The following is an 18806-nucleotide window of genomic DNA, read 5'->3' on the forward strand; positions in this document are numbered from 1 at the left end:
TCCAGCGTATTCGTTGACCAGGCTTTCATCGAACTCGGCGGCCTGAAGGTCGGTAAGTTCTACAGCTGGTGGGACGACGATCTGAACGGCGAAACCGACATCCTGTCGACCAACACCCTGTTCAACTCGATCAAGTACACCTACGACGCAGGCTCTTTCCAGGCTGCTCTCTCGGTTGACGAGCTTGAAGGTTCGTACGGCCAGTTCCAGTACGGTGCAGACAACAACGTCGGCATCGGCGGCATGATCGGCGGCAAGTTCGGCGCGGTTACCGCCAACCTGATCGCCAGCTACGACTTCGACGCAGAAAACGTTGCTGTCCGCGGCATGCTGTTTGCAGATATCGGTCCGGGCACCTTCGGCCTCGCCGGTGTATGGGCTTCGGGCGACAACGCTTACTACGCAAAGTCTGAATGGGCTGTTGCCGTTGAGTACGCGATCAAGGCTACGGATCGCCTGACGCTTACCCCCGGCTTCGAATACCTCAGCAAGCTGGACGTCAATCCTGCTGACGGCGACTTCGTTGGCGACCGTGATGCCTGGACTGCTGGTCTGACGGTTGACTACAAGATCACCGAAGGTCTGGCTACGAAGATCACCGCGAACTACTACGATGAAGATGGCCGTGACGACGAAGTCACCGGTTTCGTTCGCCTTCAGCGCACGTTCTAATCTGATCTGACATTGTCAGTGATGGAAACCCCGGCAGAAATGCCGGGGTTTTTTGTTTGAATGCTTCACATTGCAGCGCCGGTCATTCTTATCCGGGAAATAAAAAAGCACCGGGCCAGCCGGTGCTCGAATGCTCTGTAATGATATCTGCCGATGAGCCCGGCTTACCCCGCACGGCCATGGCGCAGGTCGTCGACAATATCGGCCTGTTGCCCAAGCCGGGTCTTGTAGACCTGATAATTCTCCATCACCCGCTGCACATAATTGCGCGTTTCGGGGAAGGGGATGCGCTCGATCCAGTCCACCACCTCATCGATAGGCTTGCCGCGCGGATCTCCGTAGCGGGCAATCCATTCCGGCACGCGTTTTGGACCGGCATTATAAGCGATGAAGGTGAGGATATAGGAACCGCCGAAGCTGTCGATCTGCTCGCCGAGATAATGCGCGCCGAGCGTGGCATTATATCCCGCGTCGCTGGTCAGCATCGCCTGCGTATAGGGCAGGCCGTGGCGTCCGGCCACGCCCTTGGCGGTTCCCGGCAACAATTGCAGCAGCCCACGGGCATTGGCGGCGGAGACCGCGGCCGGGTTAAAGGCGCTCTCCTGCCGGGCGATGGCATAGGCAAGCGCCTTGCCGGAGCCGGCTATATTGGCGCTGGCGGGAATGACGCCGAGCGGATAGGCGAGCGCTGCCGCATCGATGCCGCGGCTGAAGGCCGTCTTGCCGATCTGCAGCGAAACCTGATGATTGCCGTTGCCTTCCGCCCTCGCGGCCAGAATGGCAAGTTCGCCGGGGCTGTCCAGCTGGTCGGCCAGCGAGCGGTAAAGACTGTCGGCCCGCCAGCCATAACCGGCGGCCTCCAGCCGGTCGATGGCGCGCACGGCCTCACGGCCGGCAAAGCGTTCACGGTCGCCGGTGCTTGGGCTGGGATACGTAACATTCAGCGTCGTGGTGCCGATTCGTGCGGCGGCCAGCTGGCCATAAAACGTGCCGGGGTGGGCGGCAGCCTTGGTGAAGAAGTCACGGGCATTGCCCGGTCCGCCCACTTCCGCCGCCCGACCGAGCCAATAATAGGCGCGCGAGGCGGAAAGCGGCCGGTTCGAGGTCTGCAACAACGTGTCGAAGTGACGTGAAGCCGCCGCCGGATCGCGGAGCGCTCTCAGTGCATACCAGCCGGCATGAAACTCCGCATCGGCAATATCGACGGCCGAGGTGGCCGAATGATTGGCGACGATGCGATAGGCCTCGGCAAAATCGCCGAGATCGGCAAGGCCGCGCGCGATGATACGCCGCTCGTTCCACCACTCGCCGGGATTGACGAGTTTCGATGCCTCTTTCGGGGCCTGCCGCAGAAGGGCGGCCGCTTCAGGATATTTTTGCTGGTTGCGCAGGTTTTCTATGCGCGCGAATAGGAAAGCGGGATCGCCGCGCCAATTGGCGTCAACCTTGCCCAGCAGGGCACCCGCAGTGGCGGATCGCTGCAGAACGGCGGCCCAGGCATTATAAAGCGACTGCGCCTTGCCCAGATCGCCGAAACGCTTCGCCTGGCCGATGCGGCTGCGATACATCAGGTAATCCATGCGCGCCTTGTGATCGGCGGGCGTCAGATAGGCGGGGAACTCGGCAAGCACCCGGTCTTCCATGTCCTTATCCATGCCTTCGCTGACCCAGAGCTGGCGAATGAGGCGCTGGGAGTCCACGACCTTGCCGGAGGAGGCGAGTGCCTTGGCGAGCACTACGGTGCCCTCGGCGGTTTCCGGTCGGCTGCTGCCGAAGGCGGCGAGCACCTGCGGTACTGGCGGATCTTCGCGATAAAGCGCTTTTTCAGAATTGGCCCGCAGGGTGGCGGCACCCGGCCAGCCGGCAAGCTCGCGCTGGGCGGCGGCAATTTCGGACGAAGGCACATCCTTCTGGCCGGAAACGGCAATTGCCCAGCTGAGAATATGCCGGTCCAGGCTGCCGGTCGGCATGGCGTTGCGCAATGCAATCGCCCGCGTCGCATCGCGGCTGGAAAGCGCGTCGAGGCCGGCCTTCAGCTGGCTTGCATCATCGGGGCGGTTGAGGCGCGGTATGGCGCCGGTGATCTCGGGCGAGGCGGGCATGAAGGCGGGAACGGTCGGCGCATTCGGCTTCACATAGGGAAGCGGCACCGCACCTTCCGGCAGCGGCCCGGCCAGCGCGTTCCAAACGGTTGCGGCGAGGCCCGCCGCCATCAATCCCCAAACTGTTTTTTTCATACCGTTCTTCATCGCCAGACGGAAACAATCGACCTTCTTGTACTGTCGTTCTTGTATTGTCGTTTTATTGCAGCAGGATTGCGTAAATCGCTCAAGGCTTGGCCTCGTATTCCGCTCCCGTGTTCTGCATTGAATCTACGGAGATTGAGATTAATGAAACCTTAACCGCCCCCCGCGCAATCCCATCAACTTTTATTCACCGGCCCGCGAGCGGCCCGCAATTTCGCCGCCGCGATTTTTTAACTGTGGTGTGACGTTTCCGGACTGTCACACTTCCGACAATTTCGGACAAAATAGGCTGCCTTTGCGCTTGTCGGCGCCAAGGGCTGGCACTAATGTGTGCCGGTTTTAACCATCGAATGCGGCCGAAGCATGAACCGGCTCGGCGCCAGGAGCTTTGCATGTTCAAGGGATCAATTCCCGCCCTCATTACTCCGTTCACGGACAATGGTGCCGTGGACGAACAGGCCTTTGCCGCCCATGTGGAATGGCAGATCGCCGAAGGCAGCAAGGGCCTTGTGCCCGTGGGTACGACGGGGGAATCCCCGACGCTTTCCCACGATGAGCACAAACGGGTCGTTGAACTGTGCATCGAGGTTGCGGCGAAACGGGTTCCGGTCATTGCGGGTGCAGGCTCCAACAATACCGATGAAGCGATAGAGCTTGCGCTGCATGCGCAGGAAGCCGGCGCGGATGCACTGCTGGTGGTCACCCCCTATTACAACAAGCCGACGCAGAAGGGCCTGTTCGCCCATTTCTCGGCTGTTGCCGAAGCGGTGAAATTGCCGATCGTCATCTACAATATCCCGCCGCGCTCGGTGGTGGATATGTCGCCGGAAACCATGGGTGCGCTCGTCAAGGCGCACAAGAACATCGTCGGTGTGAAGGATGCGACGGGCAAGCTCGACCGCGTTTCCGAGCAGCGCATTTCCTGCGGCAAGGATTTCATCCAGCTCTCGGGCGAAGATGGTACGGCGCTCGGCTTCAACGCCCATGGCGGTGTCGGCTGCATCTCGGTTACTGCCAATGTTGCGCCGCGCCTCTGTTCGGAATTCCAGGCAGCGATGCTAGCAGGCGACTATGCCAAGGCTCTGGAGTATCAGGATCGCCTGATGCCGCTGCACAAGGCGATCTTCATGGAGCCCGGTGTCTGCGGCACGAAATATGCGCTGTCGAAGACACGGGGCGGCAACCGCCGGGTCCGCTCGCCTTTGATGAGCACGCTGGAGCCGGCGACCGAAGCGGCGATTGACGCGGCGTTGAAACATGCCGGCCTGATGAACTGAGAGACGCCTGAAAGCCTTAAAGGCGCGCAATGGGCCCGCTTCGCGACAGAAGCGGTTCCGCGCGCCTTTTCTTTTTGCGACGACGATACTAAATAGAGCATGTCTCCCAAAAGCGGGCACCGGTTTTGGGATAAAGACATGCGGAAAAGCGAGAACTACATCTCGAAAACCGCTCCGGCCGGCAGGCTGCGGCGCAATAAGAAAAACAAGGGATTGAAATATCATGGGCCCCAAAGGCAGCCAGCGCGTGGTGAACAAGATCGTTGCGGAAAACCGCAAGGCTCGCTTCAACTACGAAATCATCGACACCTATGAGGCAGGCCTCGTGCTGACCGGCACTGAGGTCAAGTCGCTGCGCGAAGGCAAGGCGAATATTGCCGAATCCTATGCTTCGGATGAGGGCGATGAAATCTGGCTGATCAATTCCCACCTGCCGGAATATCTGCAGGCCAACCGGTTCAACCACGAGCCGCGCCGCCGCCGCAAGCTGCTTTTGAGCAAACGCGAGATCAGCCGCCTGCGGGCCGGCATCAACCGCGATGGCATGACGCTGGTGCCGTTGAAGGTCTATTTCAACGAAAAGGGCCGCGCGAAGCTGGAACTGGCGCTCGCCAAGGGCAAGAAGCTGCACGACAAGCGCGAGACGGAAAAGGAACGCGACTGGAACCGGCAGAAGTCGCGGCTGCTGAAGGGTAACAACGCCTGAGCGGCAGGAAATTTCGCGGCCTAGAGGGTGGCGGCCTTTCGCCACTTGTTCTTCCGTCATGCCGGACTTGATCCGGCATCCAGCCACGGCGCGTCTGCGCCGGGGAAACGGTCCTTTCAGCCCAAGGACTTGGGCTGGCTGGATCCCGGCTCAAGGCCGGGATGACGGGAGCGTGCTGCTGCCCGTGGCGCCTCTCAAGCAGCCCTGTAAGTCCGCTCTACATAAGCCCTCGAAGCCGAGACACTGAACCTGCTGACAAGCGCTGCGAGATTGGCGCTGACATCGCTCAGATTATGCGTGGCCGCATTGGTTTCTTCCACCATGGCCGCATTCTTCTGGGTCAGATTGTCCATGCTGTTGATCGCGGCGCTGATTTCCTGAATGCCGACGGACTGTTCCTGCGCCGCCTTGGTCAGCGAGGCGATATGTTCCTGAATGTGATCCACCTTGTTGCCGATCGTATTCAGGGATTCGCCCGTCTTGTTGACCAGCGAGACACCCTGCATCACATCCTCGGAAGATTTGGAGATCAGCGTCTTGATTTCCTTGGCGGCGGTGGCCGAGCGTTGCGCAAGTTCCCGCACTTCCTGGGCGACGACGGCAAAACCCTTGCCGGCCTCACCGGCGCGTGCTGCTTCTACGCCGGCATTCAGCGCCAGAAGATTGGTCTGGAACGAAATCTCGTCGATGACCGAAATGATCTGGGTGATCTTCTGCGACGATTCCTCGATGGCGCCCATCGCCTTGACGGCTTCCGTCACCACATCGCGGGAGCGCGCCGCCTCAACGGCCGAGCTTTCGACGATGGCCTTGGCCTCTTCGGAGCGCTGCGCCGAGAGTTTGGAAATGGTGGTGATTTCCTCGACGGCGGCGGCGGTTTCCTCGAGGGCGGCGGCCTGCTGTTCGGTCCTGCGGGCCATGTCGTCAGTCGCAGAGGTCAACTCGCGGGTGTTGCCGGAAATCTTGTTGGCCTCTTCGACGATCTGCCCAAAGGCGCCGGAGAGATTGCCGACCGCAGCGTTGAAATTGGCGATAAGCCCTTCAAATTGCGGCGCGGTCTTTTCGGTGATGCTGGAGGTGAGGTCGCCATTGGCCAGCTTGTTCAGCGCATTGTTGAGCAGTTCGAGAACGTGCTCCTGTTCCTTCTTCATCTGCGCCTGCTCAGCCTCTACCTTCAGCCGCTCGGCGGCCAGCACGTCGAGATAGACGGAGATCGAATAATCCATGTCCAGAAGGGCGGCCTTGATGGTTGCGGACAGCCCATCCTTCAGCTTCCTGGCCTTCTTCTCCATGAAGAGGCCCTTCAATTCGGACCCGATCACCGCCTTGACGATGCCATCAAGCATCAGCGCATAACCGCCAATATACCAGCGCGGCTCCAGGCCAAGCCTCGCATGGGTGCGGCCAATGGCAGTGACGGCGTCGGTATAGTCCACGTTGAACGTGCCGGAGGCGATCCTCGCCCAATGTTTCAGCTGCATGCTCTTGGCATGGTGAATATGCGCGTCACTGGAGAAGAACCTCGCGGTTTCCGGCACCGAGCGAACCTTCGCATAAAACCGGTCGAGAGAGGCGTCGAGAGAACCGGTGATGACACCCTTCATGTCCGAAAGATTTTGCCGCTGCTCGTGCCCAAGCCCCAGAAAATTCAGTCGTTCATCGAGTTGTTGATTGGTTTTCGCTTGGCCATGCATGTCTAGTCATCCTGCTTTGACACCCAAATTACGTCGGTGGTGCCGTTGCGTGATTTAGACACGTCTAAAATTAACCAAGATATAATTTCGCATGGCCGGATTTGACGTTTGTTAATTTAAACGGCAATTTTCCGCGGTCGAGCGGGGTGTGGCCTAAACAAAAACGCGCCCGCCTTTCGGACGGACGCGCTTCTGTGATGTTAGTGCCGCGAAAGCCGGATCAGATCGTCTCAGGGCTTTCGACATGCCGGGCAGGGCGCTCATTCGGGTCGCGCCCGATCTCTGCCTTCAGCGTCATCAGATCGATGAAGTGGTCGGCCTGCCGGCGCAGATCGTCTGCAATCATTGCGGGCTGCGTCGCCATGGTGGAAACCACGGACACCTTGCGGCCCTTGCGCTGCAGCGCGTCCACCAGCGTGGTGAAATCGCCGTCGCCGGAGAACAGGACGAGGTGATCGACCGTCTCGGACTGTTCCATGGCATCGACAGCAAGTTCGATATCCATGTTGCCCTTGATCTTGCGGCGGCCGAGCGCGTCGGTGAATTCCTTCGCCGGCTTCGTCACGACCTTGTAGCCGTTATAATCCAGCCAGTCGATCAGCGGGCGGATCGAGGAATACTCCTGATCCTCGATCAATGCGGTGTAATAATAGGCACGCAGCAGGTATCCACGCTTTTGAAACGCCTTAAGGAGCTTGCGGTAGTCGATATCGAATCCCAGGCTTTTCGATGCTGCATAAAGATTGGCTCCGTCTATGAAGAGCGCAATTTTCTCCCGTGGATCGAACATTCCATCCCATTCCTTTTTTTGGAAAGGCCATTATCTGGCTTTTATATCCGGTCGATAACGCAAAAAAACATGTCGTATCAACGAGCTTCGCGCATCGCCGTTAGCGTTTTAAGTAAGGTAACTTCACCCGTATTCCAAGACAATTCTTCTAGACATTTTGTTCATCAGACGCCAAACATGGGCAATAAGGTGCCAAAAGACGCCAAAGACAGGAAAAACTTGAATTCCGCGGCCAATGGCTGTATCGGAAGCTGGAAAGCTTCGTCGCGAGAAATCTTGAATGTTTTTCGCAAGGCACGAAGCGCAGATTCAATAGGTTAGAGCATCCCTTGTGCACCCGAACATCGCACGGCGCTCTGATCCACGACATTACGACACGCAAAGGACAGGCAATGGCCCGCGTCACAGTTGAAGATTGCATTGATAAAGTAGACAACCGTTTCGAACTGGTGCTTCTCGCCAGCCACCGTGCGCGCCAGATTTCTCAAGGGTCTTCCATCACGGTTGACCGCGACAACGACAAGAACCCGGTTGTGGCGCTGCGCGAAATCGCCGACGAAACCCTGTCGCCTGACGACCTGAAGGAAGACCTCATCCATTCGCTGCAGAAGCATGTTGAAGTGGACGAGCCTGAGCCCGATCCGGTCACGCTTGCCGCCTCCACTGGCGCCGATGGCGAAGACGACGACCAGCCGGAAACGGTTACTTTCGACCAGATGTCGGAAGAAGAACTGCTGGCCGGTATCGAAGGCCTTGTGCCGCCGGAAAAAAATGACGACTATTGATCTGACTTTATGACGCCATTGGCAGGCGGTGGTTACCGTCTGTCAATATTTCCCGTCATAATCTGATCCCTATTGATGCAGCATTGTGCGCCGACCCCAAGGTTGGCGCGCTTTCTTTTTGTGGAATATCGCATGATGCGGCAATACGAACTCGTCGAGCGGGTTCAAAAATATAAACCGGATGCGAATGAGGCCCTGCTGAACAAGGCCTATGTTTATGCCATGCAGAAACATGGCCAGCAAAAGCGGGCCAACGGCGACCCCTATATCTCGCATCCGCTGGAAGTTGCCGCCATCCTCACTGAAATGCATCTCGACGAATCGACCATCGCGGTGGCGTTGCTGCACGATACGATCGAGGATACCACCGCCACGCGCGCCGAAATCGATGAGCTCTTCGGGGAAGACATCGGCCGGCTGGTGGAAGGGCTGACCAAGCTCAAGAAACTCGATCTCGTTACCCGCAAGGCCAAGCAGGCCGAAAACCTGCGCAAGCTGCTGCTTGCCATTTCCGACGACGTGCGTGTTCTCCTGGTCAAGCTCGCCGACCGCCTGCACAATATGCGGACCATGGAATATATGCCGGCCGACAAGCGCAGCCGCATTTCCGAGGAAACCATGGAAATCTATGCGCCGCTCGCCGGCCGCATGGGCATGCAGGATATGCGCGACGAGCTGGAGGACCTGTCCTTCCGGTATCTCAACCCGGAAGCCTATGAGACGGTGACTAATCGTCTGCAGGAACTGGAAACCCGCAATGAAGGCCTCATCAAGAAGATCGAGGACGAATTGCGTGAGCTTCTGGTGGCCAATGGCCTCATTGGGGCGGGCGTCAAGGGACGTCAGAAAAAACCCTATTCGGTGTTCCGCAAAATGCAGTCGAAGTCGCTCTCCTTCGAGCAGCTTTCCGATGTTTATGGCTTCCGCCTTCTGGTGGACGATATTCCCTCCTGCTACCGGGCGCTTGGCATCGTGCATACCCGCTGGCGCGTGGTGCCCGGCCGCTTCAAGGACTACATCTCCACCCCGAAGCAGAACGATTATCGCTCCATCCACACCACCATCGTTGGCCCGTCGCGCCAGCGTATCGAACTACAGATCCGCACCAAGCGCATGCATGAGATCGCCGAATTCGGCATCGCCGCCCATGCGCTTTATAAGGATGGTGAAAACGGGGAGGGCGATCTGCTCTCGCCGGAATCGAATGCCTACTCCTGGCTGCGCCACACCATCGAATCGCTGGCCGAAGGCGACAGCCCGGAAGAGTTCCTCGAACATACCAAGCTCGAACTCTTCCAGGACCAGGTGTTCTGCTTCACCCCGAAGGGCAAGCTGATTGCGCTGCCGCGCGGCGCGACGCCCATCGATTTCGCCTATGCCGTTCACACCAATATCGGTGACACCACCGTTGGCGCGAAGATCAACGGCCGGATCATGCCGCTCGTCACCCGCCTGAACAACGGCGACGAGGTGGAGATCATCCGCTCCGGCGTACAGGTGCCGCCGGCCGCATGGGAAGAGGTGGTGGTGACCGGCAAAGCCCGCTCGGCCATTCGCCGCGCCACCCGCATGGCCATTCGCAAGCAATATTCCGGCCTCGGTTATCGTATTCTCGAGCGCACCTTCGAGCGCGCCGGCAAGGCCTTCTCGCGGGAAGCTCTGAAGCCCGTGCTGCATCGTCTGGCGCAGAAGGATGTGGAAGACGCCATCGCCGCCGTCGGCCGCGGTGAGGTTTCCTCGCTCGATGTGCTGCGCGCGGTCTATCCGGATTATCAGGATGAGCGCGTCACGGTGAAGATGACCGGCGATGATGGCTGGTTCAACATGCGCAGCGCCTCCGGCATGGTCTTCAAGATCCCCGGCAAGTCGCGCTCGGTTCTCGAGGATGACGGTGCGGCCGAGATGCTGGATGGGCCGGACCCGCTGCCCATCCGTGGCCTTTCCGGCAATGTCGATGTGCATTTTGGTGCGGCCGGCGCCGTTCCGGGAGACCGCATCGTCGGCATCATGGAAAAAGGCAAGGGCATCACCATCTATCCGATCCAGGCACCGGCGCTGCAACGCTTCGACGATGAGCCGGAGCGCTGGATCGATGTGCGCTGGGATCTCGATGAGGCGAACAAGTCGCGTTTCATGGCGCGGGTGATGATCAATGCGCTGAACGAGCCGGGCACGCTCGCCTCGGTGGCGCAATCGATCGCGACGCTGGATGTCAATATTCGCGGGTTGAACATGGTCCGCATCGGTACTGACTTCTCCGAACTGGCGTTGGATGTCGAAGTCTGGGATCTGCGGCAGCTGAACCAGCTTCTGTCGCAGCTGAAAGATCTCGACTGCGTATCAACAGTGGCGCGTGCCTTCGATTGAGGCATTTTTAGTCGCTGCCGTAACTCGAAAGGCCGCCGTTATGCATTGGTTGCATGGCAGCGGCCTTTTCCTGTCTCTGGTCGCAGGCGGGGTTTAAGACTATCTTCCTTTCAGAAATTGAAGACGGGAAACGCGGCGTGCCGGTGGGATTTACACCGATGAGAAACGCCAATCCCAAACCGAAAGGACCGAAAATCATGTTTACTCCGCTTCGCAAGATCGCCCGTGCCGTTCGTGGCAAGACCACGCAGGAACGCGAATTCGAATATCTCAGCGGCTCGGTATCGAATGTCGACCTCGAGTTCCGTCAGCGCGAAATCGACCGCGGCCTGTTCCGTCGGTAATGCGCTCAGCGCATGGCAGCCCTTCGCCATGCGTATGCGGCCAGCAGGTGCAGCCGTATCGGCCTGAGCATTGCTGTGTCTCGCAAAACTATGTGAATGCGCGCTTCAAGCGGGCGTCCACCGCAGTCCTGTCTGAATGACAGGACACGTTGCTGTTGAAGCGAAGTTGACGGCGAGAGGGTGGGTATTTCCCCTGCGTCATCCTTGGGCTTGTCCCAAGGATCTAATCACGTCGAATTAAATCAATCGGTTGTAGATCCTCGGGACGAGCCCGAGGATGACGTCAGAGTGTCCGGCAAGGTTCGTATTCATCTGGTGGCGCCGCGCAGTATCGGCGGAACGCCGGCTCAAGGCCGGAATGACGGAAGAAAATACGCCTGCAAAAGATCTCCGCGCCGTCTATGATGCTCTTGGCTCAACCGGGGCGATGAAATAGACTGCCCTCATGCCGTTTCGCCGCCGTGAACCCGTTGGTTTTTCAGAGAAGATTCGCGACCTCTTCTGGCCGCGCACGGGTTTTTCCCGTTCGCTGCGCTATATGAAGCTGCGTCTGCTCAGGCTTTCCGCCTCTCCACATTCGGTTGCTGCCGGCGTCGCCCTCGGTATCGGCGTGGCTTGGACGCCGTTTCTCGGCATTCATATCATCATCGCCATGGCGCTCGGTTTCCTCATGCGCGTCAATCTTGTTGCCGCGGCGCTCGGCACGACCTTCGCTAATCCACTGACATTTCCGTTTATATGGGCATCCACCTGGGAACTGGGGCATTTCATCCTCGGCCGCCAGAGCGCGGAAAGCGCTGCACATGTGGATTTCGTTGCGCTGTTCAGCCATCTCGAATTCCGGCAGATATGGACACCCGTGCTGGAACCCATGACGGTCGGCGCGCTGTTTCCGGCTGTCATCAGCGCAGTCATCGCTTATATCGTCGTTTACGGCCTCATCAGCGGCTTCCAGCGGCGCAAGATGGAAAATCTTGCACACCGCGCCGCCAATAAGAACGCTTCTCTGGAGATGTTGAAATGATCATTGGATTGGGCAGCGACCTGATCGACATTCGCCGCGTTGAAAAGTCGATCGAGCGTTTCGGCGAACGTTTCACGCATCGCTGCTTCACCGATATAGAGCGCGCCAAATCCGATGGCCGCAAGAACCGCGCCGCCTCCTATGCCAAGCGTTTCGCCGCCAAGGAGGCCTGTTCGAAGGCGCTTGGAACAGGCCTTGCGAATGGTGTTTTCTGGAAGGACATGGGCGTCGTCAATCTGCCGGGCGGCAAGCCGACCATGCTTCTGACTAATGGGGCAGGGGAAAGACTGGCGGCCATGCTGCCGGCCGGCCACCGCGCCAATATCCACCTGACGATCACGGATGATTTCCCTTATGCTCAGGCATTTGTGATTATCGAGGCGCTTCCCGTGAATGGCTGAGACCCGGTGCGGCCGCATTGGCGGCCTATTTGCACCCTTGTCATAGAAGCGCTTCCCTTCGGGCTGGAAAGGTTCTAGAGAAGTCGCAGAAATATGAAAGCGTTGCCGGCTGTATGAAGAGTGCTTCATGCGGCGCAAGCACGACAAAACAACGGCCCCGATGCCTTCGTGAAACCGAAGAAGCCGGGAAACAATCAGGCAGGTCTCTAAGTGTCCGAAAAAGCTGAGAAGAAGCAGAACGCCCTCTGGGAGAACGTCAAGGTCATCATTCAGGCGCTGCTGCTGGCCATGGTCATCCGCACCGTGCTGTTTCAGCCCTTCACGATCCCATCAGGCTCGATGATGCCGACGCTTCTGGTGGGCGACTATCTTTTCGTCAACAAGTTCTCCTACGGCTATTCGAAATATTCGCTGCCCTTCTCGCCGAACCTGTTTTCGGGCCGTATTCTGGAATTCAGCAAGCCCAAGCGGGGCGATGTCGTGGTGTTCCGCCTGCCGCCCAATCCCGAAGTGGATTACATCAAGCGTCTCGTCGGTCTGCCGGGTGATCGCGTTCAGGTGACGAACGGCGTGCTGTTCATCAACGGCCAGCCGGTGCCGAAGCAGCCCGACGGCACCTTCACTTCGGATTACCGCGCTGATCCTGGCGCCAATGTGCCGGTCTTCCGCGAAACGCTGGATAATGGCGTCACCTATGACACGCTTGACCAGTCGCCCGACTCGCGCGGCGACAACACCCGGGAATTCCTGGTGCCGGAAGGCCATTATTTCATGATGGGCGACAACAGAGACAATTCGCTCGACAGCCGCTTCGATGTCGGCTTCGTGCCGGAAGAAAACCTGATCGGCCGCGCCAGCGTCATCTTCTTCTCGCTGGGCAACGACACGCCGTTCAGCCGCATTTGGGAATGGCCGGCCAACATGCGTTGGGACCGCCTCTTCAAGGTTGTGGAATGAGCAAGACCAAGCCGCTTTCGGCGGACGAGATTTCGCGTCTGGAAGCGTTGATCGGATATGAATTCAAGGAAAAGGCCCGGCTGGACCGGGCCTTGACCCATGCCAGCGCGCGCTCCGCCGCCGCCGGCAATTACGAGCGGCTGGAATTTTTAGGCGACCGTGTCCTTGGTCTCTGCGTCGCCGAATTGCTTTTCTCCACCTTCCGTAACGCCACCGAAGGTGAACTCTCCGTCCGTCTGAACCAGCTCGTCAGCGCCGAATCCTGCGCCGCGATCGGCGACGAGATGGGCCTGCACAATTTCATCCGCACCGGATCGGACGTGAAGAAACTGACCGGCAAGGCGATGCTGAACGTGCGCGCCGATGTGGTCGAAAGCCTGATCGCCACCATCTATCTGGATGGCGGGCTGGAGGCATCCCGCAGGTTCGTTCTGAAATATTGGCAAAGTCGGGCGACAAGGGTGGATGCCGGGCGGCGCGACGCCAAGACCGAGTTGCAGGAATGGGCGCATGCCAGATTTGCGACGACACCCGCTTACCGGGTTGACGATCGTTCCGGACCGGATCACGATCCAAGCTTCACCGTGACGGTGGAAATTCCCGGCGTGAAGCCGGAAACCGGCGTCGAGCGCTCCAAGCGCGCAGCCGAACAGGTGGCGGCCACCAGATTGCTGGAGCGCGAAGGCGTCTGGCAGAAAAGCCCCACCAAAAACTGAGCACCCCACCTTAGGGTGCCAAAATCGAGCGCATGGCGGACCCTATGGCCGCATGTTGAATACCTCTGACCTTGATGGATATCATGACCGATCACGAAAACCCCGCCATTGAAGGCGAAGACAACAACCTTCCGACCCGTTCCGGCTTTGTGGCCCTCATCGGCCCGACCAATGCCGGCAAGTCGACGCTGGTCAACAGGCTGGTAGGCGCGAAGGTTTCGATCGTCAGCCACAAGGTGCAGACGACGCGCGCCGTGATGCGCGGCATCGCCATTCACAAGAATGCGCAGATCGTTTTCATGGACACGCCCGGCATCTTCAAGCCGCGCCGCCGGCTTGACCGCGCCATGGTCACCTCCGCCTGGGGTGGGGCAAAGGATGCCGATCTCATCCTGCTTCTGATCGACAGCGAGCGCGGCCTCAAGGGCGATGCGGAGGCGATCCTTGAAGGTCTGAAGGACGTTCCGCAGAAGAAGATCCTCTGCCTCAACAAGATCGACCAGGTGAAGCGCGAAGACCTGCTGACGCTGGCCGCCGCCGCCAATGAGAAGGTCGCCTTCGATCGCACCTTCATGATTTCGGCCACCAATGGTTCGGGCTGCGAAGACCTGATGGATTATCTGGTGGATACCCTGCCGGAAGGTCCGTGGTATTATCCGGAAGACCAGATTTCCGATCTGCCGATGCGCCAGCTCGCCGCCGAAATCACCCGCGAGAAGCTTTTCCTGCGCCTGCATCAGGAACTTCCCTATGCCTCGCATGTCGAGACGGAAAAGTGGGAAGAGCGCAAGGATGGCTCCGTGCGCATCGAGCAGGTGATTTATGTGGAGCGCGACAGCCAGAAGAAGATTGCACTCGGCAAGAACGGCGATGCGATCAAGGCGATCTCCACCGCCTCGCGCAAGGAGCTGTCGGAAATCCTCGAGCAGCCGGTCCATCTCTTCCTGTTCGTCAAGGTGCGCGAGAACTGGGGCGATGACCCCGAGCGTTTCCGTGAAATGGGACTGGAGTTCCCGCGCGGCTAGCGCACTGGCGCACCGGCAGGGTGAGAGCATGCGCCCGCCTCCGTCATTCCGGCCTTGAGCCGGAATCCAGCCAGCCCAAGTCCTTGGGCTGAAAGAACTCTCTCGCCGCGCAGACGCGCGTCGACTGGATTCCGGCTCAAGGCCGGAATGACGAGCGGGAAATGTCGCGAACCAACGCGAACATCGAGATTGCCTCCAAAGCCTTCGTTTTTGTGTGTTGGAGCGTAGGGCGCGCCGCGATCCTTGAATGACTTGAATATCTTCACCCACCATCGGGAACCGAATGCGTTCAGGCGGGTTGTTCCAAAACAATTGGGCGCAACCTTTTTTCGATGACGGATATTCATGTCGCCAAAAAAACCGAACGGAATTTCCACCACGCCGTGTCAGCAATGTCCCCTGCGTGACCTGCCGCATTTCAGGGATTTCGCCCCTTCCGAACTCGATTTTGTCTCCCGTTTCAAAACGGGGGAACTGGCGGTGGAAAGCGGCTCTGTCATTTTGATGGAAGGGTCGCACAGCGCCCACCTCTATACCGTGCTGCATGGCTGGGCCTTCCGCTACAAGACGCTGGAAGACGGCCGGCGGCAAATCCTCAACTATGTCATGCCGGGCGATCTTGTTGGCCTGCAGGGCACGGTCATGGGGGAAATGCAGCATTCGGTCGAAGCGCTGTCACCGGTGACGTTGTGCGTTTTCGAACGATCACGCCTCAACAACCTCTTCACCGATCATCCGACCCTTGCCTATGACCTGACCTGGATCGCGGCAAGCGAGGAACGCATGCTTGACAGTCATCTGCTCAGCATCGGCCGGCGCACTGCGCTGGAGCGCGCCGCCTATCTCATTGCGTTTCTTTACAGCAAGGCAAAGGCGGTCGATCTTATGCGCGGCGAAACACCTATTCCCGTCACCCAGCAGCATGTGGCCGATACGCTCGGCCTTTCCATCGTCCACACCAACAAGACCTTGAGAAAGCTTGTTGATCGCGGTCTCATTCGCTGGACGGACAAGGGCTGTCTGGTGCTCGACAATGCCGGATTGAGCCATGTGGCCGGCTGGGAAAGCGACGAGAAGCGGCAAAGACCCTTCATCTGATCTTCTTTCGACATGTCTTTTTTAAATGACGGTTGGGTCGCAATTTGCGACTGCTAAGCCATGGTGCTGGAACATCACTTTGAAGGCCGTGGCGCGCAGCCAGTTGGCGCCCCTCCTGTTGAAAGAAGAAAACATATGGTGCCACAACGGGTTATCATCGTTGAGGATGAATATCTGGTGGCGCTTGATGTCGAGGCGGTTCTCCAGTCCATGGGTGTCGAAATCATCGTCATCGCAACGACGCTTGCGCAGGCGCGGCAGACCGTCGAGCAGGACGGCGCCGATTGCGTGCTTCTCGATGTCAGCCTTTCCGACGGCATGAGTTATGATTTTGCGCGCCAGCTGCGTGAGGCCGGCATTCCCTTCGGTTTCGTCAGCGGTTATGGCGATACGACAGGGTTTCCCGACGATCTTTCGCAGGCGCCTCTGCTCGGAAAGCCTTTTGGAGAAAATGAAATCATGGATTTCGTTCTCGGCCTTGTCGGCGTTTCGAGTGACACCGTAAAAGAATAACGTTTCGCCGAAGGATCGGTTATGATCCGGCTTGAATCGAAATTCGGACAGGTTTCATGCAGTGGCAGGATGAGGCAATCATTCTCGGCGTAAAACGCCATGGCGAGACGAGTGTCATCGCCGAGGTGATGACCCGTACGCGCGGCCGGCATCTCGGCATGGTGCGCTCCGGTCGCTCCCGCAGCATGCAGCCGGTGCTGCAGGCGGGAAACCGGGTGGATGTCATCTGGCGGGCGCGACTTGACGACCATCTTGGCGAATACCGAATCGAGCCGCTGCAATTGCGCGCCGCGCAGCTGATGGAAACGGCGACCGCTGTTTACGGCGTCCAGGCCATGGGCGCGCTTCTCAGGCTTCTACCGGAGCGCGACCCGCACCCGCATCTTTATCAGGCGCTCGATATCATCCTCGACAATCTCCACGATCCGGCCGATGCCGGGGAATTGTTCGTGCGGTTCGAACTCGCGGTGCTGAACGATCTGGGTTTCGGGCTTGATCTCACCGAATGCGCGGCGACGGGGCTGCGCACCGATCTCATTTATGTGTCGCCGAAAACGGGCAGGGCGGTTTGCCGCACGGCGGGGGCGCCCTATGCGGAGCGGATGCTGTCGCTGCCCGCTTTTCTCGGTGAGGGCCAGTCGAAAGCTGCCGATCCCGAAAGCCTCGCGGCGGCCTTCCGCCTGACGGCGCATTTCCTCAACCGGCATGTCTATGATCCGCGCGGCCTGAATGAAAACGCCGCCCGCGACGGTTTCGTGCAGGCGGCGCTGAAGGCGCTGCAGCGCAGGGCATTACCGCCCGCGCTTGATAAGGCCGTGTAGTCTCAGGCCATTGCAGGCCGCGGCGCGGGCCGCTCCTGAATAGGCCAATGCACGATGGCCGCAAAAATCCCCATGCCGACGCCAAGCCACCAGACGAGATCATAGGACCCCAGCCGGTCATAAAGGAAGCCGCCAAGCCAGACGCCGAGGAACGAGCCGATCTGGTGCGACAGGAACACGACACCGCCGAGCATGCCGAGGTGGCGCGTGCCGAACATGATTGCCACCAGCGCGTTTGTGGGCGGCACGGTGGAAAGCCAGAGAATGCCCATGACAGCCGCAAACAGGATGACCGAAAGTGGCGATTGCGGCAGGAGCAGGAAGGCCGTCACGACAACCGAGCGGGCAATATAGATATAGGCCAGCATATAGGGTTTCGAATAACGCTGGGCGATGACGCCGGCGGCGAGCGACCCGATGATATTGAAGAAGCCGATCAGCGCCATGGCAATGACGGCGTAACGCGGTTCGATGCCGATATCACCGAGATAGGCAGGGAAATGCGCGGTGATGAAGGCCACCTGAAAACCGCAGACGAAAAAGCCTGTCGTCAGCAATAGATAGCTTTTATGGCCAAGCGCTTCCCTTAGTGCTTCGCCTGCCGTCTGCTGGAATTGTGTCTGCGACTGGCTGCCGGAGGAGGAATTGCCGCGCATGGGAATGGCGAGCAGCGGCACCAGCATCATCATCACGGCGAGCCAGACGAGGCTGTTCGACCAGCCATAGGCGGAAATCAGGCCCTGGCTGATCGGTGCGAACAGGAACATGCCGGCAGAGCCCGCCGCCGTGCCGATGCCGAAGGCGAGCGAGCGCTGCTGCGGCGTCACATGGCGCGCAAACGCCGACAGGATGACGCTGAACGAACCGGCGGCGATACCAAGCCCGACAAGCACGCCACCGCCGAAATGCAGCCAGAAGGGCGAGGTGTCGAAGGACATGCAGATGAGGCCGGCGGCATACAGAAAGCCTGACAGCACGAGCACGCGGCCCGTGCCGTATTTATCGGCGATTGCACCGAAGAAGGGCTGGCCGAGACCCCAGAAGAGATTCTGCAAAGCCATGGCGAGGCCGAAGGTGGAACGGTCCCAGCCGGTATCGGCCAGCATCGGCAGCTGAAAAAAGCCCATGGCCGAACGCGGACCAAAGGTCATGACGGCAATCAGCGACCCGGCGGCGATAATCAGCCAGGGCATGGTCTGGCGTGTGGCTTGCAACATGAAATTCTCCTGCTGCAGCATGCGCCTTGGAGATGGCGCAAATCTTCTGCAGATTCCCTCTGATCGGCATGAATATTAGCTTTTGTCAGCCGTCCCCACTAGCGACTTTTCTTGACCCCCATTATTCATGGGATTGATGGGATGCCCGCACAT

General features: G+C 59.1%; 19 protein-coding genes. 14 read left to right on the plus strand and 5 right to left on the minus strand.

The features are described 5' to 3' along the window. Positions 1–672, plus strand: a 672-nt coding sequence (locus AKG12_RS21130; RefSeq protein ID WP_197283339.1) for a porin, incomplete at its 5' end; no start/stop codon positions are given. A gap of 164 nt (positions 673–836) precedes the next feature. Here the strand turns inward: AKG12_RS21130 and AKG12_RS21135 are convergent. Next, positions 837–2909, minus strand: coding sequence for a lytic transglycosylase domain-containing protein (locus tag AKG12_RS21135; protein ID WP_052820313.1), 2073 nt, complete (start codon positions 2907–2909; stop codon positions 837–839). Positions 2910–3310: 401 nt separating this feature from the next. Between AKG12_RS21135 and dapA the strand changes: the two genes are divergently transcribed. Together dapA and smpB are read left to right on the plus strand one after the other, a co-directional pair. Beyond that, positions 3311–4195, plus strand: a complete 885-nt coding sequence (dapA, locus tag AKG12_RS21145; protein ID WP_046798749.1) for a 4-hydroxy-tetrahydrodipicolinate synthase — start codon at positions 3311–3313, stop codon at positions 4193–4195. Positions 4196–4418: 223 nt separating this feature from the next. After that, on the plus strand, positions 4419–4901 hold the full coding sequence (gene smpB, locus AKG12_RS21150; RefSeq protein WP_052820314.1) for an SsrA-binding protein SmpB: 483 nt from the start codon (positions 4419–4421) through the stop codon (positions 4899–4901). 194 nt (positions 4902–5095) lie between these two features. On the opposite strand, the gene AKG12_RS21155 is transcribed toward smpB, so the two are convergent. Both AKG12_RS21155 and AKG12_RS21160 read right to left on the minus strand, forming a co-directional pair. Next, positions 5096–6595, minus strand: a complete 1500-nt coding sequence (locus tag AKG12_RS21155; RefSeq protein WP_052820315.1) for a globin-coupled sensor protein — start codon at positions 6593–6595, stop codon at positions 5096–5098. Between the two features lie 220 nt (positions 6596–6815). Continuing rightward, positions 6816–7385: a LabA-like NYN domain-containing protein gene (locus tag AKG12_RS21160; RefSeq protein WP_035218078.1), complete on the minus strand. Its 570-nt coding sequence runs from the start codon at positions 7383–7385 to the stop codon at positions 6816–6818. Positions 7386–7777: 392 nt separating this feature from the next. On the opposite strand from AKG12_RS21160, the gene rpoZ reads away from it, so the two are divergent. Beyond that, entirely contained in the window at positions 7778–8170 is a 393-nt protein-coding gene (gene rpoZ, locus AKG12_RS21165) for a DNA-directed RNA polymerase subunit omega (RefSeq protein ID WP_046798752.1), read from the plus strand. A gap of 132 nt (positions 8171–8302) precedes the next feature. Beyond that, the gene (locus tag AKG12_RS21170; RefSeq protein ID WP_046798960.1) at positions 8303–10537 is read left to right on the plus strand and encodes a RelA/SpoT family protein; all 2235 of its coding nucleotides are present in this window, start codon (positions 8303–8305) and stop codon (positions 10535–10537) included. Between the two features lie 7 nt (positions 10538–10544). On the opposite strand, the gene AKG12_RS29565 is transcribed toward AKG12_RS21170, so the two are convergent. Beyond that, complete coding sequence (locus AKG12_RS29565) at positions 10545–10736, minus strand: hypothetical protein (RefSeq protein ID WP_082178991.1); 192 nt, start codon at positions 10734–10736, stop codon at positions 10545–10547. Here AKG12_RS29565 and AKG12_RS21175 point away from each other — a divergent pair. The 9 genes from AKG12_RS21175 (at position 10735) to recO (ending at position 17436) form a co-directional block, all read left to right on the plus strand. Further along, positions 10735–10881: a hypothetical protein gene (locus AKG12_RS21175; RefSeq protein ID WP_003496944.1), complete on the plus strand. Its 147-nt coding sequence runs from the start codon at positions 10735–10737 to the stop codon at positions 10879–10881. The two genes, AKG12_RS29565 and AKG12_RS21175, sit on opposite strands and share 2 nt — an antisense overlap. Before the next feature lie 445 nt (positions 10882–11326). Further along, complete coding sequence (locus AKG12_RS21180) at positions 11327–11905, plus strand: DUF2062 domain-containing protein (protein WP_052820316.1); 579 nt, start codon at positions 11327–11329, stop codon at positions 11903–11905. Further along, positions 11902–12306, plus strand: coding sequence for a holo-ACP synthase (gene acpS, locus AKG12_RS21185; RefSeq protein WP_046798755.1), 405 nt, complete (start codon positions 11902–11904; stop codon positions 12304–12306). The genes AKG12_RS21180 and acpS overlap by 4 nt, the downstream gene beginning before the upstream one ends. A gap of 210 nt (positions 12307–12516) precedes the next feature. After that, positions 12517–13263, plus strand: coding sequence for a signal peptidase I (lepB, locus tag AKG12_RS21190; RefSeq protein ID WP_046798756.1), 747 nt, complete (start codon positions 12517–12519; stop codon positions 13261–13263). Further along, the gene (gene rnc, locus AKG12_RS21195; RefSeq protein ID WP_046798757.1) at positions 13260–13979 is read left to right on the plus strand and encodes a ribonuclease III; all 720 of its coding nucleotides are present in this window, start codon (positions 13260–13262) and stop codon (positions 13977–13979) included. The genes lepB and rnc overlap by 4 nt, the downstream gene beginning before the upstream one ends. Positions 13980–14053: 74 nt before the next feature. Next, positions 14054–15004, plus strand: coding sequence for a GTPase Era (gene era / locus AKG12_RS21200; RefSeq protein ID WP_046798758.1), 951 nt, complete (start codon positions 14054–14056; stop codon positions 15002–15004). 345 nt (positions 15005–15349) lie between these two features. Beyond that, the gene (locus tag AKG12_RS21210; protein WP_046798760.1) at positions 15350–16102 is read left to right on the plus strand and encodes a Crp/Fnr family transcriptional regulator; all 753 of its coding nucleotides are present in this window, start codon (positions 15350–15352) and stop codon (positions 16100–16102) included. A gap of 135 nt (positions 16103–16237) precedes the next feature. Continuing rightward, positions 16238–16615, plus strand: coding sequence for a response regulator (locus AKG12_RS21215; protein ID WP_046798761.1), 378 nt, complete (start codon positions 16238–16240; stop codon positions 16613–16615). Between the two features lie 56 nt (positions 16616–16671). Continuing rightward, positions 16672–17436: a DNA repair protein RecO gene (recO, locus tag AKG12_RS21220; protein ID WP_052820317.1), complete on the plus strand. Its 765-nt coding sequence runs from the start codon at positions 16672–16674 to the stop codon at positions 17434–17436. Positions 17437–17438: 2 nt separating this feature from the next. On the opposite strand, the gene AKG12_RS21225 is transcribed toward recO, so the two are convergent. Then, positions 17439–18653 carry an MFS transporter gene (locus AKG12_RS21225; protein ID WP_046798961.1) on the minus strand — a complete coding sequence of 405 codons (1215 nt, stop codon included), beginning with the start codon at positions 18651–18653 and terminating at the stop codon, positions 17439–17441. Positions 18654–18806: the final 153 nt, after the last annotated feature.

Source organism: Agrobacterium sp. SUL3, from assembly GCF_001263295.1.
GTDB classification, from domain to species: domain Bacteria; phylum Pseudomonadota; class Alphaproteobacteria; order Rhizobiales; family Rhizobiaceae; genus Agrobacterium; species Agrobacterium tomkonis.

Coding starts and splice junctions, on each gene's coding strand:
- AKG12_RS21225 (WP_046798961.1), bottom strand. CDS start 18,653: ATGTTGCAAGCCACACGCCAGACCATGCCCTGGCTGATTATCGCCGCC.
- AKG12_RS21155 (WP_052820315.1), bottom strand. CDS start 6,595: ATGCATGGCCAAGCGAAAACCAATCAACAACTCGATGAACGACTGAAT.
- rnc (WP_046798757.1), top strand. CDS start 13,260: ATGAGCAAGACCAAGCCGCTTTCGGCGGACGAGATTTCGCGTCTGGAA.
- dapA (WP_046798749.1), top strand. CDS start 3,311: ATGTTCAAGGGATCAATTCCCGCCCTCATTACTCCGTTCACGGACAAT.
- AKG12_RS21135 (WP_052820313.1), bottom strand. CDS start 2,909: ATGAAAAAAACAGTTTGGGGATTGATGGCGGCGGGCCTCGCCGCAACC.
- AKG12_RS21170 (WP_046798960.1), top strand. CDS start 8,303: ATGATGCGGCAATACGAACTCGTCGAGCGGGTTCAAAAATATAAACCG.
- rpoZ (WP_046798752.1), top strand. CDS start 7,778: ATGGCCCGCGTCACAGTTGAAGATTGCATTGATAAAGTAGACAACCGT.
- AKG12_RS21210 (WP_046798760.1), top strand. CDS start 15,350: ATGTCGCCAAAAAAACCGAACGGAATTTCCACCACGCCGTGTCAGCAA.
- AKG12_RS21215 (WP_046798761.1), top strand. CDS start 16,238: ATGGTGCCACAACGGGTTATCATCGTTGAGGATGAATATCTGGTGGCG.
- AKG12_RS21175 (WP_003496944.1), top strand. CDS start 10,735: ATGTTTACTCCGCTTCGCAAGATCGCCCGTGCCGTTCGTGGCAAGACC.
- smpB (WP_052820314.1), top strand. CDS start 4,419: ATGGGCCCCAAAGGCAGCCAGCGCGTGGTGAACAAGATCGTTGCGGAA.
- era (WP_046798758.1), top strand. CDS start 14,054: ATGGATATCATGACCGATCACGAAAACCCCGCCATTGAAGGCGAAGAC.
- AKG12_RS21180 (WP_052820316.1), top strand. CDS start 11,327: ATGCCGTTTCGCCGCCGTGAACCCGTTGGTTTTTCAGAGAAGATTCGC.
- recO (WP_052820317.1), top strand. CDS start 16,672: ATGCAGTGGCAGGATGAGGCAATCATTCTCGGCGTAAAACGCCATGGC.
- acpS (WP_046798755.1), top strand. CDS start 11,902: ATGATCATTGGATTGGGCAGCGACCTGATCGACATTCGCCGCGTTGAA.
- AKG12_RS21160 (WP_035218078.1), bottom strand. CDS start 7,385: ATGTTCGATCCACGGGAGAAAATTGCGCTCTTCATAGACGGAGCCAAT.
- AKG12_RS29565 (WP_082178991.1), bottom strand. CDS start 10,736: ATGATTTTCGGTCCTTTCGGTTTGGGATTGGCGTTTCTCATCGGTGTA.